Raw genomic sequence first — 16720 nt, 5'->3', positions numbered from 1 at the left:
CCGCCAGCACCGCATCAGAACTTGTAGGTGAAGCCAGCGACGTAGCGACGACCGTAAGTCTGATACTTCAGCCAGGCGCCGGGGAACGGCGCATTGTTGACGTTGGCTACCGTGGCCGAACGCTCGTCGGTCAGGTTCTGGCCCTGGACGTAGATCGACAGGCCGTGCAGCGCGCTGTTCTCGGCGAAGTCATAGCCGACCTGCGCGTCGAACACCGTCTCGGGCAGGACCTGCTGGCGATCGAGTCCGCCGCTGAACAGCGAGAAGTCACCCAGGAACGACGAGCGGTAGCGCATCGAACCACGGACGCTGAAGCCGGCCTTGTCGTAGTACGCGGTCAGGTTGCCGACGTACTTCGAATAACCCGGGATCGGGGTCGGCTGGCCGGCATAGTTCATCGCCTTGGTGTACGTCAGGCCGAAACCGCCGGTCAGGCCGAAACCGTCGAGCGAGGGGCTGATGACCTCGAACGGCAGGGTGCCGGCGAGCTCGAAGCCCATGATGTAACCGCCCTTGGTGTTCACCGGACCGCTGAAGCGGCCGACCGGCGTGCTCGGCACCTGGCCCGGCGGGACCGGATAGGCCGAGAAGTCATAGGCGAAATCGATGCCGCTGGGATCAATGTAAGTGTCGAGGTGCTTCCAGAACATCTGCGCCGCGACATAACCGGTGCGGGCGAAGTACTTCTCGACGTTAAGGTCCAGCGCCAGCGCCTTGTAGGGGCGCAGCAGCGGATTGCCGCCGCTGCCGACGTAGATCTTCTGCTGCTGGTCGTAACCGAAGCTGACGATGTTGTTGAGCTGATCCATGCGCGGACGCATCATCTGCTCCGACGCGGCCAGGCGAACCACCAGGTTGTCCGGGGTACGGACGGTCAGGTTCATGCTGGGCAGCACCATCCAGTAGCTGTCCTTGATCGTCGGGTTGACCGCGCCGGTCGACGTCAGGTCGGTGTGCACGCCCTGGACGCCGATGTTGCCGGTCAGCTGGTTGCCGCCGCCAAGATCAGCCTCGAGCTTCGCCATCACGTAAGGCGTGAAGACGTTCTCGGTAATGTTGAACGCCTGCGACGCACCATACGGATTGGGCAGGTAGGTCAGCACGCCGGCGCCTACCAGCTTGCGCGGATCGTACGTGACGATCGGGCCAAGGCCGCGATCGAGCGTGACCGGGGTCAGTAGCAGGTTGGCCGGGATCGCCGCGGTGGCGGCACCGCCCGGAGGCGACAGGAACGCTTCGTCCTGCGTCAGGTGCTTGGTGCGGTAGGTGTGATCGACACCCAGCTCGATCGACTTGACGAAGCCGCCGACGTCCTTCTCGAGCTCGGCGCGGACTTCCTTGAGATCGTCGACGCTGCGGCGAATTTTGTCGTAACCGGCCTGGATGGGCGAGCCCGACCAGCCTTCCACGTCGGTCAGCACCAGCGCCGAACTGGCACCGTTGTAGTTGCTGACAAAGGTCGGACCCTTGTCGGTCAGGTTGTAGGTCAGCTGCGCGGTCGCATAAGGCAGCGCGCGGCCGAGGCCGGCGGTCGTTTCCAGCCGGTCATCGGTGCGCTTGGTGTGCGACCAGTTGACGTCGACCATGGCGCGCAGGCCGTCGTCGTTGTTCCACGCCAGGTTGCCGCCGAACGAGTACTGGTCTGCCTTGCGGTCGCTGGCGTAGTTCTCGATCACCGGCGTGCCCTTGACGGTCGCCGTGGTGACCAGGCCGCGCGGATCGGCAGTGTAGCTGACGATCTGGTCGTGGCCGCAGCCGCCGCCGCAGTTGAGCGGCATTTCGAAGCCGCGCTGGTCGATGTTGTCGACGAAATGCGAATAGAGGCCGTCGATCGTCAGGATCAGGTTCTCGCTCGGCTTGAACTGAAGCGTGCCGTTGAGTCCGAGACGCTTCAGCTTGTCAGATTCCACCCACGTCTTGATGCCGTTCATGCCGTAGGCGTTGGGGCCGTAGCCGCCGTAACCCCAGGCGTTGAAGTCGCGCGTCTGGTAAGGCTCGTTGGTATAGGCCGCGGCCAAGGCCACGCCGACCGTGTCGTTGGCGAACTGGTCGACATAGGTGCCGTAGACCCGGTAGCCCTTGTCGGCACTGTCGGGCTGCAGCTTCTGGTCGACGTAAGTACCGCGCGCGCCGATCGCGACGATGCGCTTGCCGGCCTCGAGCGGACGGATCGTCTTGAGGTTGATGCTGCCGACGAGGCCACCGGCGGTGTGATCGGCCGAGGTGGTCTTGTAGACGTCGACGCCCGAGAGGATTTCCGACGGGAACTGGTCGAATTCGACCGCACGGCTGTCATTGGTGGTGGTCTGCTCGCGGCCGTTCAGCGTGGTCGTCGAAAAGTCCGGACCGAAACCGCGGATCGAGATGATGTTGGCGCGGCCGGCGTTACGCTGGGCCGAGATGCCCGGAAGGCGGGCAATCGATTCGCCGATGCCGTTATCGGGCAGCTTGCCGATGTCTTCCGCCTTGACCGATTCCACGACGACGTCGGCGCGGCGCTTGGTTGCCGCGGCGCTCTGCAGCGAGGCGCGGAAGCCAGTGACGACGATGGCGCTGCTATCGGCGTCGGTGGCGGGGGCGTCGGCGGCGGGGCTGGCCGAAGCGCCGGTGGTCTGGGCGAGCGCGGGGGCGGTCGAACCGGCGACCAGCGCCAGCGCGATCGCCGAGCCGCTGGCGCTGCGCGCGAAGAAATTGCGAATAGCCAAGATGGGTCTCCCTCACAGACGCTGTTGTCGCGCCTACGAGCGGCGCTTAGGAGCGCGATGGCGGGCGCGGAAAGCCAGCATACGTATGCTTGTGCAGCGCAGCAGCAACGGTGTTGCTTCGCTGCATCACGCCGGATGGTGCGCCGGGTTTGAATTTACGCCGTGCTGCGCGTAGTCTCCGGCGCACAGGGAGAACCCATGGGTCGCTCACCCACCGGCAGGCCGACCAGTTTCGACATCGCCTACCTGGCGGGGGTTTCGCAGCCGACCGTCAGCCGCGCCTTGCGCGGCGACCGCTCTGTCAGCCAGGCGACGCGCGACAAGGTCGAACGGATCGCGCGCGAGCTCAACTACACGGTCGACAAGAACGCCAGCTCGCTGCGCAGCCAGCGCTCCAACACCATCGCGCTGCTGTTCTTCGAGGATCCGACCCCCGACGAATCGATGATCAACCCGTTCTTTCTGGCGATGCTCGGCTCGATCACGCGCGCGGCCGCCAACCGAGGATTGGACCTGCTGATCTCGTTCCAGCGGCTCGAGGACGACTGGCACGTCCGTTACCAGGACAGCCACCGGGCCGACGGACTGATCCTGCTGGGATACGGAGATTGGGCAATCTACGCCGACCGGCTTGAGCAATTGCGCCGCCAGGGCACCCATTTCGCGCGCTGGGGCTCGGTTACCGGCGAGGCCGAGGGCACTGTCGGCTCCGACAACTTCGAGGCCGGGCGGATGGCCTGCGAGCACCTGATTGCCCGCCGCCGCCGCCGCCGCATAGCCTTCCTCGGCCATGCCGATCGCCACTATCCCGAGTTTGCGAGCCGCTACGAAGGCATGTGCGCCGCGCTGCGCTATGCCGGGTTCGAACCCGACCCAGCGCTGCAGCATGATGCCTTCACCAGCGAGGAGGCCGGCTACCGCGCCGCGCAGGCGCTGCTTGCCGGCGGCGCGGAATTCGACGCGATCTTCGCGGCGTCCGACCTCATCGCCATCGGGGCACTGCGCGCACTGGCCGAAGCTGGACGCAGCGTGCCCGAGGATGTCGCCGTGGTCGGTTTCGACGATATACCGGCCGCCAGCCTGGCGCGGCCACCGCTGACCACCATCCAGCAGGACATCCGCGGCGCCGGCGAACGGCTGGTCGAAACCCTGCTGGCCGACATCGCCGGGCGCACGCGCCCTGACCCGCTGCTGCCGACCCGACTGGTGGTACGGGGCAGCACCGGAACCGGCTGACCGCGTTGCACAACATTCGTATGCGGCTTGCCGGGGGCGCCGCTTTGCGCCAGCCATCGCGCTGAAAGGCGGCGAAAGTTCGCCACGTCAAATGGGAAGGACAGCTCCGCAATGGAGAAACCGCGCCAGGGCTTTGCGGGCCTTTGGAACATCAGCTTCGGCTTTTTCGGCATCCAGATCGGCTTCGCTCTGCAGAACGGCAACATGAGCCGCGTCTTTCAGACCCTGGGCGCCAGCATGGACGATCTGCCGGCGCTATGGGTGGCGGCGCCGCTGACCGGCCTGATCGTCCAGCCGATCATCGGGCACTTGTCCGACCGCACCTGGAACCGCCTGGGGCGGCGGCGCCCCTATTTCCTGACCGGCGCCGTGCTAGCGGCGCTGGCCCTGTTCCTGATGCCGATGGCTCCGACACTTGGCGCGCCGCTGCTGTTTGCGGCAGCGCTGCTGTGGCTGCTCGACGCAAGCCTCAACATCTCGATGGAGCCGTTCCGGGCCTTTGTCGGCGACATGCTGCGGACCGATCAGCACGCCGCCGGCTATGCGGTGCAGACCGCCTTCATTGGCGCCGGTGCGGTCGTAGGCTCGATCTTTCCCTACCTGCTGGAACGGCTGGGCGTCGCCAACGTGGCTCCCGAAGGGATGCTGCCCGCCACCGTGCGGTGGAGCTTCTGGGCCGGCGGAGCGGCGCTGTTCGCGGCGGTTTTGTGGACCGTGCTGACGACCCGCGAATATTCGCCGGAGGAGCAGGCTGCATTCGCCGATGGCCATGCGATCGGCCCCGCCCCGGTAGAGGCGCTGGCCGCGCGCGGCTACGGCTCTGCGCTTGGCTGGGCGATCCTCGGCGCGGGCGTGGCGCTGATCACGCGGGCGTTCGATCTCGAAAAGGAAGTTTACCTGCTGGCCGCACTGCTGGCGATTTACGGCCTGCTCAGCGCGCTGGCGGTGTCGCTGGCGAAGCAGGGCCGGGTCAACGGGATGCTGACGCAGATCGTCGGCGATTTCGCCGGCATGCCGGCGGTGATGAAGCGGCTGGCGCTGGTGCAATTCTTCAGCTGGAGCGCGCTTTTCATCATGTGGATCAACACCACCCCGGTGGTGACGCAGTACGTCTTCGGGTCGATCGACACGGCCAGTGCCGCCTACAACGAAGGCGCAAACTGGGTGAACGTGCTGTTCACCGTCTACAACGGGGTCGCCGCGGTGGCGGCGCTGGCTTTGCTGCCGTGGATGAGCCGCCGCTTCGGGCAAGTGACCACGCACTCGATCTGCCTGGTGCTGGGCGCGATCGGGTTCGCGATGTTTTTCCTGGTGCGCGACGCTTACCTGCTGCTGTCGGCCGAAGTGGGTATCGGTATTGCCTGGGCCAGCATCCTGGCGATGCCCTACGCGATCCTGGCCAGTAACCTGCCGCAGGCCAAACTCGGCATATACATGGGCCTTTTCAACGTTTTCGTAGTCCTGCCGCAATTGCTGGTCGCGACGGTAATGGGAACGATCATGAAACACCTGTTCCCCGGCCAGCCGGTGTGGACGATGTTGTTCGCCGCCGCCAGCTGGCTGGTCGCCGCCGCGGCGATGACCCGGGTTGCCGCCGCTGTTCCCGCGCGCGGGGAAGCCGCATGATCCGTTCGCTCGCGCTCAGCGCAGCGCTTGCGCTCGCCCCGGTAGCCGCTTCTGCGCAGGACGCGGTGTGGCAGCCTGCACCTTATTCGACGATCCACCACCCCGCGTGGTCGCGGCAAATGGTGCTCTACCAGATCAACACGCGCCAGTTTACGCCCGAGGGAACTTTCGCCGCGGCCGAGGCGCAGCTGCCGCGGCTCAAGGCACTGGGCGTCGACGTGCTGTGGCTGATGCCGATTCACCCGATCGGGGCCATGAATCGCAAGGGTACGCTCGGCAGCCCCTATTCGGTCCGCGATTATTACGACGTCAACCCGGAGTTCGGGACCAAGGCGGACTTTCGCCACTTCGTGAACGCCGCCCATGCGCAAGGCTTCAAGGTCATCCTCGACTGGGTCGCCAATCACACCGCCTGGGACAACCGGCTCGTCACCCAACACCCGGATTGGTACGAAAAAGACTGGCAAGGCCATTTCCGCCCCACCCCGTGGGCCGACTGGTCCGACATCGTCGACCTCGACTGGACGAAGCCCGGCGTGCGCGAGCATGTCGGCAAGGCGATGGAAATGTGGGTCCGCGATTATGGCGTCGACGGCTTTCGCGCCGATGTCGCCGGCTATGTCCCGATCGACTTCTGGGAGCGCGAACGCGCCCGGCTCGAGGCCATCAAACCGGTCTTCATGCTCGCCGAATGGAAGACCCCGGAGCTGACGCGCAAGGCCTTCGACGCGGTCTACGCATGGGACTGGCACGACACGATGAAGAAGATCGCGCACGGCGAGGCCGACGCGACCGCGCTGTACGGCTATTACGGTGAGAACGAGAGCGCGTGGCCGCGCGAGGCGATGCGCCTGACTTACGTCGAAAACCATGACAGCAATGCCTGGGAAGGCACCATGGCCGAGAACTTCGGCCCCGCCCTGCCCGCGGTGATCGCGCTGTCATTCACCGGCGAAGGCCTGCCGATGATCTACAATGGCGGCGAAGCCTGCAACGCCAAGCGGCTGGAATTCTTCGAAAAGGATCCGATCGCCTGGAACCAGGCACCCGGCTGCACGCAGGGCCGTCTGTTCCATGACCTGATAGCCTTCCGCCGGGCCAATCCGGCGCTTGCCAACGGTCAATGGGGCGGCAGGATGAGCCAGGTCAATACCGACCGACCGGCCCAGATTTTCGCCTGGATCCGCAAGGCAAACGGCAACACGGTGGTGGGGTTGTTCAACCTTTCCGACAAGCCCGTAACCGCCACGCTGGCCGACGCCCACGCCGCCGGGACGTACCGCGAATTCGGATCGTCGGCGCGGGTCACGCTCAGGGCCGGTGAAAGCGTCGCGCTGCCTGCCTGGGGCTACCGCCTGCTATCCAGCGAGGGTCGCTGAGAGCCTCCGCAAGGCGGCGGGAGCGCGCTTGCCGTTCTAAAGGGCCCCGCGGTCTTGCAATTCGGAGGATTAGCAGATGCTCCGCCGGGCCTGGCTTGGGGGATCGGGGGTGCAGGCCCGTGAAGCATCTGCCAGCGACCGATATAAGTGGTCCGCCATCGGGTGGTTATGCGGATTGTACCGGAGCGTAACGCCACGGACTGGACGTTGGGGTCTCACCCAAAGCTCGCCCCTGCAGGCGCTGCCAAACTGATGCGGGATCGTCCTTCAAACCGGCGCAGTTACGGAAAGAACCCTGCCCCGTTGCAGAATTCTACCTGAAATTGGCGGGTAATGGCGGAGAGGGTGGGATTCGAACCCACGTTACGGTTGCCCGTAAACCGCATTTCGAGTGCGGCGCGTTCGACCACTCTGCCACCTCTCCGTGAGATGCCTTTTGGGGACCCGCAAGGGCCTTCCCGGTCGAAGGAAGCGCGCCGGTAGCGCAGGCTGCGGCGGCAGGCAAGCCCCCGGATTGGCGAAAATCGGGGAAGAAGCGCGCCGGCGCCATTGTTTGGCGCACCGCGCAAACCTATCTTGGAGCCAATGGACCGAGCAACATTCTTTTCCGCCACTGCCGGCCGCCGGATCGAAGCGCCCGCCAGCACGCGTGCGCGCTTCGGCATCGGCGCGGTGGTTCGCCACCGCATGTTCGACTTTCGCGGCGTGGTTTTCGATGTCGATCCGGTCTTCGCCAACAGCGAGGAGTGGTACGAGTCCATCCCCGAAACCGTCCGTCCGCGGCGCGACCAGCCGTTCTACCACCTCCTCGCCGAGAATGGCGACTCCAGCTACGTCGCCTATGTCAGCCAGCAGAACCTGGTCGCCGACGGGGAGCACGGGCCGGTCGATCATCCGCAGCTGGGCGAACTGTTCGAGAATTTTGCCGACGGGCGCTATCGCCTGCGCCGGTCGATGACCCACTGATCAGGAACGCAGCTTCCACCCGCTTTTCAGAACAAAGTAGAGTGCCGTCAGCAGCACGAGGTTGAGCGCGCCAAGGTAAAGCGCCCCGTTCATGACATGCGCATTGGTCGAACCGATGTCGCTCTGGCCCAGGAAGCCGAAGCGAAACCCGGATATCACGTAGAAGAACGGGTTCACGCGGCTCACCGCCTGAAATGACGGCGCCAGGTTGTCGATGACGTAGAACGTCCCCGACAGCATCGTCAGCGGGGTGACAACGAAGTTCGTCACCATCGCTGCGTGGTCGAACTTTTCCGCCCACAAGGACGTGAACAGCCCGATTGTCGCCAGCAGGATCGATCCCATGACGCCGAACCACGCCACTGCCCACGGGTGCCGGACCACCAGCGACACGCCCGGCCAGAACGCCATGACCAATGCGATCGCCGCACCGACCAAGATCGCACGCGTCAGCGCCGCTCCGATCAGGCCGATCATTAACTCGCTCTCCGACAACGGCGGCATCAGGTAATCGACGATCGTGCCCTGGATCTTGCCGGCAAGGAAATTGAAGCTGGTGTTGGCAAAGGCGTTGTTAATCATGCCCATCACAATCAGCCCGGGGGCGACGAAGCTGGCGAACGGCACGCCCAGCACTTCGCGCCCGCCGCGACCCATCGCGACGGTGAAGATCATCAGATAAAGCAGGGTGGTGATCGCCGGGGCCCAGATCGTCTGGGTCTGGACCTTGAAGAACCGGCGGACTTCCTTCATATAGAGGGTCCACAGCCCCAGGCCGTTCATGCGGTGTATCTGGGGCACTCCCGGGGCCGGAAAACGAGCTGCGGCGCCTGATCCCGAAGGGACTGGCGCGGCATCCTGCGGCACCGCGACATAGGGTTGATCGGCCATGTCCCGCCGCCTATCGGCAGGCCGCGGTCATGGCAAGCCCGCGACTTTTGACCGTGGCGCCGCCCCGGCGCCGACGAACTGGAAATGGCATGAGCTGGACCGACGAACGGATCGAGAAACTAACCAAGATGTGGGAAGGCGGTTCGACAGCCAGCCAGATCGCGGAAGAACTGGGCGGGGTCAGCCGCAATGCCGTGATCGGCAAGGCGCACCGCCTTGGCCTCAAGTCGCGTCCGTCGCCGGTCAAGCCGAACGAAAAGGACGCCGCGCCCGCCGCTGCCGCCGCGCCAGCTGCCGCGGCCCCCGCCCCCAAACCGCCCAAAGCCGACCTGCCGCCCCGCCCCGCGCCGACTTCGCGCGCGCCGGCTCCGCGCGCCGCGCCGCCGGCACCGCAAGCGGCCGCCCCCGCCGATCCGTCTGCACCAGCGCCGCCGCCGGCGCCGCGCATCGTTTCGGTCGGTCCCGGCGGGTTCCTGCGTCAGGGCCCGGGCGATCAGCAATCGCCGATCCCGCCGGCGCCGCCGCGGCGCCTGGTGCCGGCCAAGCCAAGCCCGGAAATGGCCGACAAGACCAGCCTGCTTGAGCTTAACGACCGCATTTGCCGCTGGCCGATGGGCCACCCGGGTGAGCCGGACTTCCATTTCTGCGGGGTCAAGGTGAACCCCGGCTTCCCGTACTGCGTCGAGCATTGCGGCCGCGCGTACCAGGCGCAGTTGCCGCGCGGCCATCGCCGCCCGCCCCCGCCGCTGCCCTTCGGCGGCCCGCGCGTCCGCTAAGGCGCCCCGTGCAACAGCGCTAACGCGTTTTGCACGGGTAACCGCCGTTACGATCGGCTAGGGAGTCCGGGTTAACTGTTCACGGAACCGGACACTTGCCATGATCGACCAGACCGCGCTTTTGCTGGCGCGACTGCAGTTCGCCTTCACGGTCACCTTCCATTTCATCTTCCCCGCCTTTTCGATCGGGCTGGCGAGCTATCTGGCGGTGCTGGAAGGCCTGTGGCTGGCCAAGAACGACCCCAAGTACCTCGATCTCTACCGCTATTGGCTGCGGATATTCGCCGTCGTTTTCGCGATGGGCGTCGTGTCGGGCGTGGTCATGTCCTACCAGTTCGGCACCAACTGGCCGAACTTCTCGGACAAGGGCGGCGCGATCCTGGGGCCGCTGATGGCCTACGAAGTGATGACGGCGTTCTTCCTGGAGGCCGGTTTCCTGGGCGTTATGCTGTTCGGGATGAAGAAGGTCGGCAAGGGACTGCATTTCGGCGCCACCTGCATGGTGGCGCTTGGCACCGCGATCTCGGCGTTCTGGATCCTTAGCGCTAATTCGTGGATGCACACGCCGACGGGCTACGTACTGGGCCCCAACGGCCAGTTGCTGCCGGGCGACAGCTGGTGGCGCATCGTTTTCAATCCCAGCTTCCCGTACCGCCTGGTCCATACCGTGATCGCCGCGTACCTGACGACCGCGCTCGCCGTCGGCGGGGTCGGCGCCTGGCACCTCCTGCGCGGCCACGCGACCGCGCAGGTAAAAACGATGTTCTCGATGGCAATGTGGATGGCTGCGGTGGTCGCGCCCGTGCAGATCCTCGCCGGCGACAGCCAGGGGCTCAACACGCTTGAGCACCAGCCTGCGAAGGTCATGGCGATGGAGGGCCATTTCCAGAGCCACCCTGACGGCGCGCCGCTGATCCTATTCGGTTGGCCCGACCAGGACGCGCAGACGGTGCGCTGGGCGGTGGAGATACCCAAGCTGTCCTCGCTGATCCTCAAGCACGATGCCAACGCGCCGCTGGCCGGGCTCGACACCGTCGCGCGCGCGGACCAGCCGCCGGTCGCGATCGTGTTCTGGGCCTTCCGCGTTATGGTCGCACTCGGCTTCGCGATGTTCGCGCTCGGATTGTGGAGCCTGCTGGCCCGCGTGCGCGGCCGGTTGTTCGACTGGGCCTGGATGCACCGGCTGGCGCTTTTGATGGGGCCGTCGGGCTTCGTCGCGGTGACCGCCGGGTGGATCGTTACCGAAGTAGGGCGCCAGCCCTGGGTCGTCTACGGCCTGCTGCGCACCGCCGATGCCCTGGGCAAGGTCGCGGCGCCAGCCATCGCGACGTCGCTGGCGGCCTTCGCCGCGGTCTATTGCACGGTGTTCGGCTTCGGCATCTGGTACGTACTGCGGCTGATGGCGCAGCCGCCGCACCCGCATGAGCCCGACCTGGCCGAACATCCGGCCGGCAAGGGCCCGATCCGCACGTCGGGCACGGCGCCCGGCCCGGCACAGGGCGATGGAGACGGACGATGACGGTCCCGTTCGACCTTTCGGTGGCCGCTGCCGGACTGATCGCCTTCGCGGTGTTGCTTTACGTCGTGCTGGACGGTTTCGACCTCGGCATCGGCATCCTCCTGCCCGCGCTGGCCGATGGCGAGGAACGGGACCAGGCGCTCAATTCGGTCGCGCCGGTGTGGGACGGCAACGAGACCTGGCTGGTCATGGGCGGCGCGCTGCTGTTCGCGGCCTTCCCGCTCGCTTACGCGCTGGTCCTGCCGGCGACTTATCCATTGATCATCGCCATGCTGCTGGCGCTGGTGTTTCGCGGCACGGGGTTCGAGTTTCGCTGGCGCGATCCGCGCCATCGCCGGTTCTGGGATTTCGCGGTCACCAGCGGGTCGTTCGTCGCGGCACTGGCGCAGGGCATCATCCTTGGGGCGCTGATCCAAGGCGTTTCGGTGCGTGATCGCGCCTATGCGGGCGGCTGGCTCGACTGGTTGTCGCCCTACTCGCTACTGACGGGCCTGGGTGTCGTCTGCGGCTACGTGCTGTTGGGCGCCTGCTGGCTTGCGCTCAAGGCCGAGGGCAAGGCCGAGGACCACGGCTATCGGATCGCCCGGCTGGCGGCATTCGCGGTCGCCGCGCTGATGATCGCGGTCAGCCTGGCGACGCCGTTCCTGTTCCCGCAGTACTACCAGCGCTGGTTCAGCACGCCGTCGCTTTGGTTCGTCGCGCCGGTCCCGGTCCTGACCGGGCTTGCTTTCGTGGTCCTGCTCGGCGCGCTGGCCAAGCGACGGCCGGGCAAGGCGTTCCTTGCCGCGCTGGCATTGTTCCTGCTCGGGATGGCGGGGCTGGGCATCTCGATCTTTCCGGCCATCGTGCCGCCGTCGGTATCCATCTGGGACGCCGCTGCGCCGGAGCGCAGCCAGCACTTCGTATTGGTGGGCGCGCTTTTCATCGTCCCCATCCTGCTGGCCTACACCGGCTGGGCCTACTGGGTCTTCCGCGGCAAGGTCGGCACCGACGGGTATCACTGATGCGGATCGAGCCGGACCTGACTGAACCTGCCGAAGCGAGGCCGCTGCGCGGCCGGCTGGGGTGGCTGGCGCTTTACTGGGCCGGAGGGGTGGCGGCGCTGACGGTCGTCGCAGTCCTCATCCACGCTGCGCTTTAACGCGCGAACCAGATCGTGTGGCGCGGTCCCTTGCGGTTGGGTCGCGCAAAGACGGTGGCCTCCTCGACCGCAAAACGGGCTTTCTTCAGCCGGCGCGTGAAGCCCGCATCGGGCGCGGCCGACCAGATCGCCAGCAGGCCGCCGGGACGCAGCGCGCGCCGCGCGGCCTGAAGCCCGGCAGGCGTGTAAAGCCGGTCGTTTTCCGCGCGGACAAGCCCGTCGGGCCCGTTATCGACATCGAGCAGGATGGCGTCGTATGTGCCGGCGGCCGCCGCGATCACCTCGGCAACGTCGCCGATCTTCAGCTCCAGCCGGGGATCGTCGAGGCAGCCGGCAGTCAGTTCCGCCATCGGTCCGCGCGCCCATTCGACGATCTCGGGCACCAGCTCCGCTACCGTCACGCGGCCGCGCTCGCCCATTCCGGCCAGCGCCGCGCGCAGCGTGAAGCCCATGCCGTATCCACCGATCAAGAGCCGCGGCGCCGCCACGGCCAGCCGATTGAGCGTCTCGATCGCGAGCTGCTCCTCTGAGTGGCGCATGCGTGTGCCCATCAGCTCCTCGCGCCCCGACATGATGATGAAATCATGGTCGTGACGGAACAGCATCAGGTCCTCGCCGCCTGGGACATGAGCGGCAGCAATGATGTCGCGGGGGATCATGGACGGTACCTATGGCCAAAGAAAAAGGGGCCGCAATCGCTTGCGGCCCCTCTGTTCCAGTCAGGTCGGACGATCAGTCGTCCGACTTGAGGAAAGCCGGCATGTGGTCTGGGTTGCCCCCGCCTTCGCCGCCTTCACGCTCACGGCGCGGCCCGCGATCGCCGCGGTCGCCGCCCCGATCGTTCCGGGGACCACGGTCACGGCCGCCACCGCCGCCGCCGCTGCGCGGGCCACGACGGTCGCCGCCACGGTCACCGCCCCGGTCCGAGCGCGGCTCGCGCGGCGGACGGGTGTCTTCCAGCTCGGCGCCCGTTTCCTGGTCGACGACGCGCATCGACAGGCGAACCTTGCCGCGCGGATCGACCTCGAGCACTTTGACCTTCACCGGCATGCCTTCCGACACGACGTCGGTCGGCTTCTCGACGCGCTCGTTGCGCATTTCCGAGACGTGGACCAGGCCGTCCTTGCCGCCCATGAAGTTCACGAAGGCGCCGAAATCGACGATCGTGACGACCTTGCCGTCGTAGACCTTGCCGATTTCCGGCTCTTCCACGATGCCCAGGATCCAGGCCTTGGCAGCCTCGATCTGCGCGGTGTCGGACGAGCTGATCTTGATCAGGCCCTCGTCGTCGATGTCGACCTTGGCACCGGTTTCCGCGACGATCTCGCGGATGACCTTGCCGCCGGTACCGATGACTTCGCGGATCTTCGACTTGTCGATCTGCAGCGTCTCGATGCGGGGGGCATGGGCCGAAAGCTCGGTCCGGGCCGAACCCAGCGCCTTGGTCATCTCACCCAGGATGTGGGCGCGGCCGTCCTTGGCCTGGTGCAGCGCGGCTTCGAAGATCTCGCGCGTGATGCCCGCGATCTTGATGTCCATCTGCATCGTGGTGATGCCCTCGGACGTGCCGGCGACCTTGAAGTCCATGTCACCGAGGTGATCTTCGTCACCCAGGATGTCGGACAGGACCGAGAACTTGTCGCCTTCCAGGATCAGGCCCATCGCAATGCCGGAAACCGGGCGCTTGATCGGCACGCCGGCGTCCATCATCGACAGCGCGCCGCCGCAGACGGTCGCCATCGAAGACGATCCGTTGGACTCGGTGATGTCGGACACCACGCGGATCGTGTACGGAAACTCGTCCTTGCTCGGCAGCACCGCGCGCAGCGCGCGCCATGCCAGCTTGCCGTGGCCGGTGTCACGGCGCGACGGGGCGCCGAAACGGCCAACTTCGCCAACCGAATAGGGCGGGAAGTTATAGTGCAGCATGAAGTTCGAGTACGACAGACCTTCCAGCCCGTCGATCATCTGCTCGCTGTCCTTGGTGCCCAGCGTTGTGGTGCAGATCGCCTGCGTCTCGCCGCGGGTGAACAGCGCCGAACCGTGCGTGCGCGGCAGGAAGCCGACCATCGCTTCGATCGGACGGACCTGCGTGGTGGTGCGACCGTCGATGCGGGTGCCGTCCTTGAGGATGGCGCCGCGAACGATGTCCGCCTCGACCTTCTTGACCGACTTGATGGCGACCATCTGGGTCTGCGCGTCCTCGCCCGAGAAGGCTTCCTTGGCCTTGTCGCGCGCGGCGTTCAGCGCAGCCGATCGGGCCGACTTGTCGGTCAGCTTGTAGGCGGCAGCGATGTCCTTGCCGATCAGGTCCTTGAGCTTCGCCTTCACGCCCGAGTTGTCGCTGATGGCGATGTCCCAGGGGTCCTTGGCGGCCTTTTCGGCCAGCTTGATGATCAGGTCGGTGACCTTGCGGATCTCGTCGTGCGCGAACAGCACCGCGCCGAGCATGGTTTCTTCCGAAAGCTCCTTGGCTTCGGATTCGACCATCATGACCGCGTTGCCGGTGGCGGCGACGATCAGGTCGAGCTGGCCGTTGGCGGCAACGTCCTGCTTCGGGTTGAGCGTGTATTCACCGTCCTCGTAACCGACGCGGCACGCGCCGATCGGGCCCATGAACGGAACGCCCGAAATGGTGAGCGCAGCCGAGGCGGCGATCATCGCGACGATATCGGGCTCGGTCTCGCCGTCGAACGACAGGACCTGCGCGATCACGTTGATCTCGTTATAGAAACCTTCGGGGAACAGCGGACGGACCGGACGGTCGATCAGGCGGGAAACCAGCGTTTCCTTTTCGGTCGCGCCGCGCTCACGCTTGAAGAAGCCGCCCGGGATGCGCCCGGCGGCGAAGAACTTTTCCTGGTAGTGAACGGTAAGCGGGAAGAAATCCTGCCCTTCCTTCACGCCCTTGGCGGCGGTCACGGCGCAGAGCACCACGGTCTCGCCATAAGTGGCGAGCACTGCGCCATTGGCCTGGCGGGCAATGTGCCCGGTTTCCAGAGTGAGGGTCTTTCCGCCCCACTCCATCGATACGGTTTTGATGTCGAACATGATTATCCTTGTGAACCCGCGCGGCCCAATTGCGGCGCGGGGCCTCGTGTGCCGGGTGTACCGTCCCGGTCCGGTGCGGACGCTTCGTGCATCCAGTGGCCGAGGCTGCCGAATTGCAGGCCTCTGGCCGTTTACGTGATCCCGGATCGGTCCGGGACCCATTCTTCCCATCGCGGCTTGGCCCGATGGATCCTGAACCGGGTTCAGGCTGTCGTGATGCTAAACGGCCCGCCAGAGGCGGGCCGAAGCATTACGTCACTTACGCAGACCCAGCTTCTGGATCAGGGCATTATAGCGGTCGACGTCCTTCTTCTTCAGGTAGTCGAGCAGCGTACGACGCTTGTTGACCATCATCAGAAGACCGCGGCGCGAATGGTTGTCCTTCGCGTGGGTCTTGAAGTGCTCGGTCAGGGTGAGAATACGGCTGGTCAGGATCGCGACCTGGACTTCCGGCGAACCGGTATCGCCCTTGGCACGGGCGTTGTCCGAGATGATTTCCTGCTTCTTTTCGGCGGTCACCGACATATGCTTACTCCGCGACATCGGGAAGGTTGAAGCCCCTGACGACGGTGGCCGTGCCACCGGAAAGCTGCAGCAGGGCGACAGGCGTGGTGCCCGCGCGTCCCCAATGCAGCCCGTCGTCGAGAGCCAGTCCGGTCAGAACACGGCCCTGTCGGACCGCCCTTGCCTGCTCCGGGTCGAGGGTTAGAGCCGGGATGTCGTCCAGCCCTGCCTCAAGCGGCAAGAGTACCTGTTCAAGTGGCGCGCCCTTGCCGATTTCGTTCAGCTTGTCCAGTGAAATCGCCGTTTCTATGCCGAACGGTCCAGCCCGCGTGCGCCTGAGATAGCTGACATGGCCGACCGTTCCCAGCGCCAGGGCGATGTCACGCGCAAGGCTGCGGATGTAGGTTCCCTTGGATACGTCGGCGCGCAGCGTCGCCTCGCCCTCGCCACCCGATTGCAGCGCAAGCGCGTGGATGGTGACCGCGCGCGCAACCAGGTTGACCGCTTCGCCGGCCCGGGCCCGGTCATAAGCCCGTTCGCCGTCGACCTTGAGCGCGGAAAAGACGGGCGGCACTTGCTCGATGGCGCCGCTGAAACGCGGCAGCACGGCCTCGACCTCGGCACGCGAGGGGCGCAGGTCGCTTTCTGCGATCACGCGGCCCTCGGCGTCGAGCGTGTCGGTCTGGCTGCCGAACGCGATCGTGAATTCATAGGTCTTGCTGGCGTCCAGCATTCGCCCGGCCAGCTTGGTCGCCTCGCCGAGCGCGATCGGCAGGACGCCGCTTGCCAGGGGATCGAGGGTGCCGCCGTGCCCGACCTTGACCCTGCCGTGGCCGGCCTCGCGCAAGTTGCGCTTGACCGCGGCAACCGCCTGCGTGCTGCCGAGCCCGAGCGGCTTGTCCAGGATCAGCCAGCCGTGCGGCAGG

General features: G+C 66.0%; 14 protein-coding genes and 1 tRNA gene. 8 read left to right on the top strand and 7 right to left on the bottom strand.

What is annotated here, in order from left to right; translation table 11 throughout:
- Positions 1 to 14 precede the first annotated feature (14 nt).
- Positions 15 to 2705 (bottom strand): TonB-dependent receptor, encoded by a 2691-nt coding sequence (locus ACOYW6_RS03240; protein ID WP_423142384.1) that lies wholly within the window; start codon positions 2703 to 2705, stop codon positions 15 to 17.
- 198 nt (positions 2706 to 2903) lie between these two features.
- On the opposite strand from ACOYW6_RS03240, the gene ACOYW6_RS03235 reads away from it, so the two are divergent.
- From ACOYW6_RS03235 to ACOYW6_RS03225, 3 genes are all read left to right on the top strand, one after another.
- Entirely contained in the window at positions 2904 to 3941 is a 1038-nt protein-coding gene (locus tag ACOYW6_RS03235) for a LacI family DNA-binding transcriptional regulator (protein WP_423142383.1), read from the top strand.
- A 111-nt stretch (positions 3942 to 4052) separates the two neighbouring features.
- Entirely contained in the window at positions 4053 to 5567 is a 1515-nt protein-coding gene (locus ACOYW6_RS03230; protein ID WP_423142382.1) for an MFS transporter, read from the top strand.
- Positions 5564 to 6946 carry an alpha-amylase family glycosyl hydrolase gene (locus ACOYW6_RS03225; protein WP_423142381.1) on the top strand — a complete coding sequence of 461 codons (1383 nt, stop codon included), beginning with the start codon at positions 5564 to 5566 and terminating at the stop codon, positions 6944 to 6946. The genes ACOYW6_RS03230 and ACOYW6_RS03225 overlap by 4 nt, the downstream gene beginning before the upstream one ends.
- A 334-nt stretch (positions 6947 to 7280) precedes the next feature.
- Here the strand turns inward: ACOYW6_RS03225 and ACOYW6_RS03220 are convergent.
- Positions 7281 to 7370, bottom strand: a tRNA-Ser gene (locus tag ACOYW6_RS03220).
- Positions 7371 to 7531: 161 nt separating this feature from the next.
- On the opposite strand from ACOYW6_RS03220, the gene hspQ reads away from it, so the two are divergent.
- Positions 7532 to 7912 (top strand): heat shock protein HspQ, encoded by a 381-nt coding sequence (hspQ, locus tag ACOYW6_RS03215; RefSeq protein ID WP_423142380.1) that lies wholly within the window; start codon positions 7532 to 7534, stop codon positions 7910 to 7912.
- Here the strand turns inward: hspQ and ACOYW6_RS03210 are convergent, their stop codons facing one another.
- Entirely contained in the window at positions 7913 to 8803 is an 891-nt protein-coding gene (locus ACOYW6_RS03210) for an ABC transporter permease (RefSeq protein ID WP_423142379.1), read from the bottom strand.
- 89 nt (positions 8804 to 8892) lie between these two features.
- Here ACOYW6_RS03210 and ACOYW6_RS03205 point away from each other — a divergent pair, with 89 nt between their 5' ends.
- From ACOYW6_RS03205 to ACOYW6_RS03190, 4 genes are all read left to right on the top strand, one after another.
- The gene (locus ACOYW6_RS03205) at positions 8893 to 9579 is read left to right on the top strand and encodes a GcrA family cell cycle regulator (protein ID WP_423142378.1); all 687 of its coding nucleotides are present in this window, start codon (positions 8893 to 8895) and stop codon (positions 9577 to 9579) included.
- A gap of 100 nt (positions 9580 to 9679) precedes the next feature.
- Complete coding sequence (locus ACOYW6_RS03200; RefSeq protein ID WP_423142377.1) at positions 9680 to 11098, top strand: cytochrome ubiquinol oxidase subunit I; 1419 nt, start codon at positions 9680 to 9682, stop codon at positions 11096 to 11098.
- The gene (gene cydB, locus ACOYW6_RS03195) at positions 11095 to 12102 is read left to right on the top strand and encodes a cytochrome d ubiquinol oxidase subunit II (RefSeq protein ID WP_423142376.1); all 1008 of its coding nucleotides are present in this window, start codon (positions 11095 to 11097) and stop codon (positions 12100 to 12102) included. The genes ACOYW6_RS03200 and cydB overlap by 4 nt, the downstream gene beginning before the upstream one ends.
- Positions 12102 to 12239, top strand: coding sequence for a DUF2474 family protein (locus tag ACOYW6_RS03190; protein WP_423142375.1), 138 nt, complete (start codon positions 12102 to 12104; stop codon positions 12237 to 12239). The genes cydB and ACOYW6_RS03190 overlap by 1 nt, the downstream gene beginning before the upstream one ends.
- Here ACOYW6_RS03190 and ACOYW6_RS03185 read toward each other — a convergent pair.
- The 4 genes from ACOYW6_RS03185 to truB form a co-directional block, all read right to left on the bottom strand.
- Positions 12236 to 12898 carry a spermidine synthase gene (locus ACOYW6_RS03185; protein WP_423142374.1) on the bottom strand — a complete coding sequence of 221 codons (663 nt, stop codon included), beginning with the start codon at positions 12896 to 12898 and terminating at the stop codon, positions 12236 to 12238. The two genes, ACOYW6_RS03190 and ACOYW6_RS03185, sit on opposite strands and share 4 nt — an antisense overlap.
- A 73-nt stretch (positions 12899 to 12971) precedes the next feature.
- Complete coding sequence (gene pnp, locus ACOYW6_RS03180; protein ID WP_423142373.1) at positions 12972 to 15290, bottom strand: polyribonucleotide nucleotidyltransferase; 2319 nt, start codon at positions 15288 to 15290, stop codon at positions 12972 to 12974.
- 255 nt (positions 15291 to 15545) lie between these two features.
- The gene (gene rpsO / locus ACOYW6_RS03175) at positions 15546 to 15815 is read right to left on the bottom strand and encodes a 30S ribosomal protein S15 (protein ID WP_423142372.1); all 270 of its coding nucleotides are present in this window, start codon (positions 15813 to 15815) and stop codon (positions 15546 to 15548) included.
- Between the two features lie 4 nt (positions 15816 to 15819).
- Complete coding sequence (gene truB, locus ACOYW6_RS03170) at positions 15820 to 16719, bottom strand: tRNA pseudouridine(55) synthase TruB (RefSeq protein WP_423143051.1); 900 nt, start codon at positions 16717 to 16719, stop codon at positions 15820 to 15822.
- Position 16720 lies beyond the last annotated feature (1 nt).

It is taken from the genome of Parablastomonas sp. CN1-191 (assembly GCF_049354825.1).
Classification (GTDB): domain Bacteria; phylum Pseudomonadota; class Alphaproteobacteria; order Sphingomonadales; family Sphingomonadaceae; genus Novosphingobium.
The sequence above is the reverse complement of the archived record's forward strand: the minus strand, read 5'-3'. Positions and strand labels throughout refer to the sequence as shown.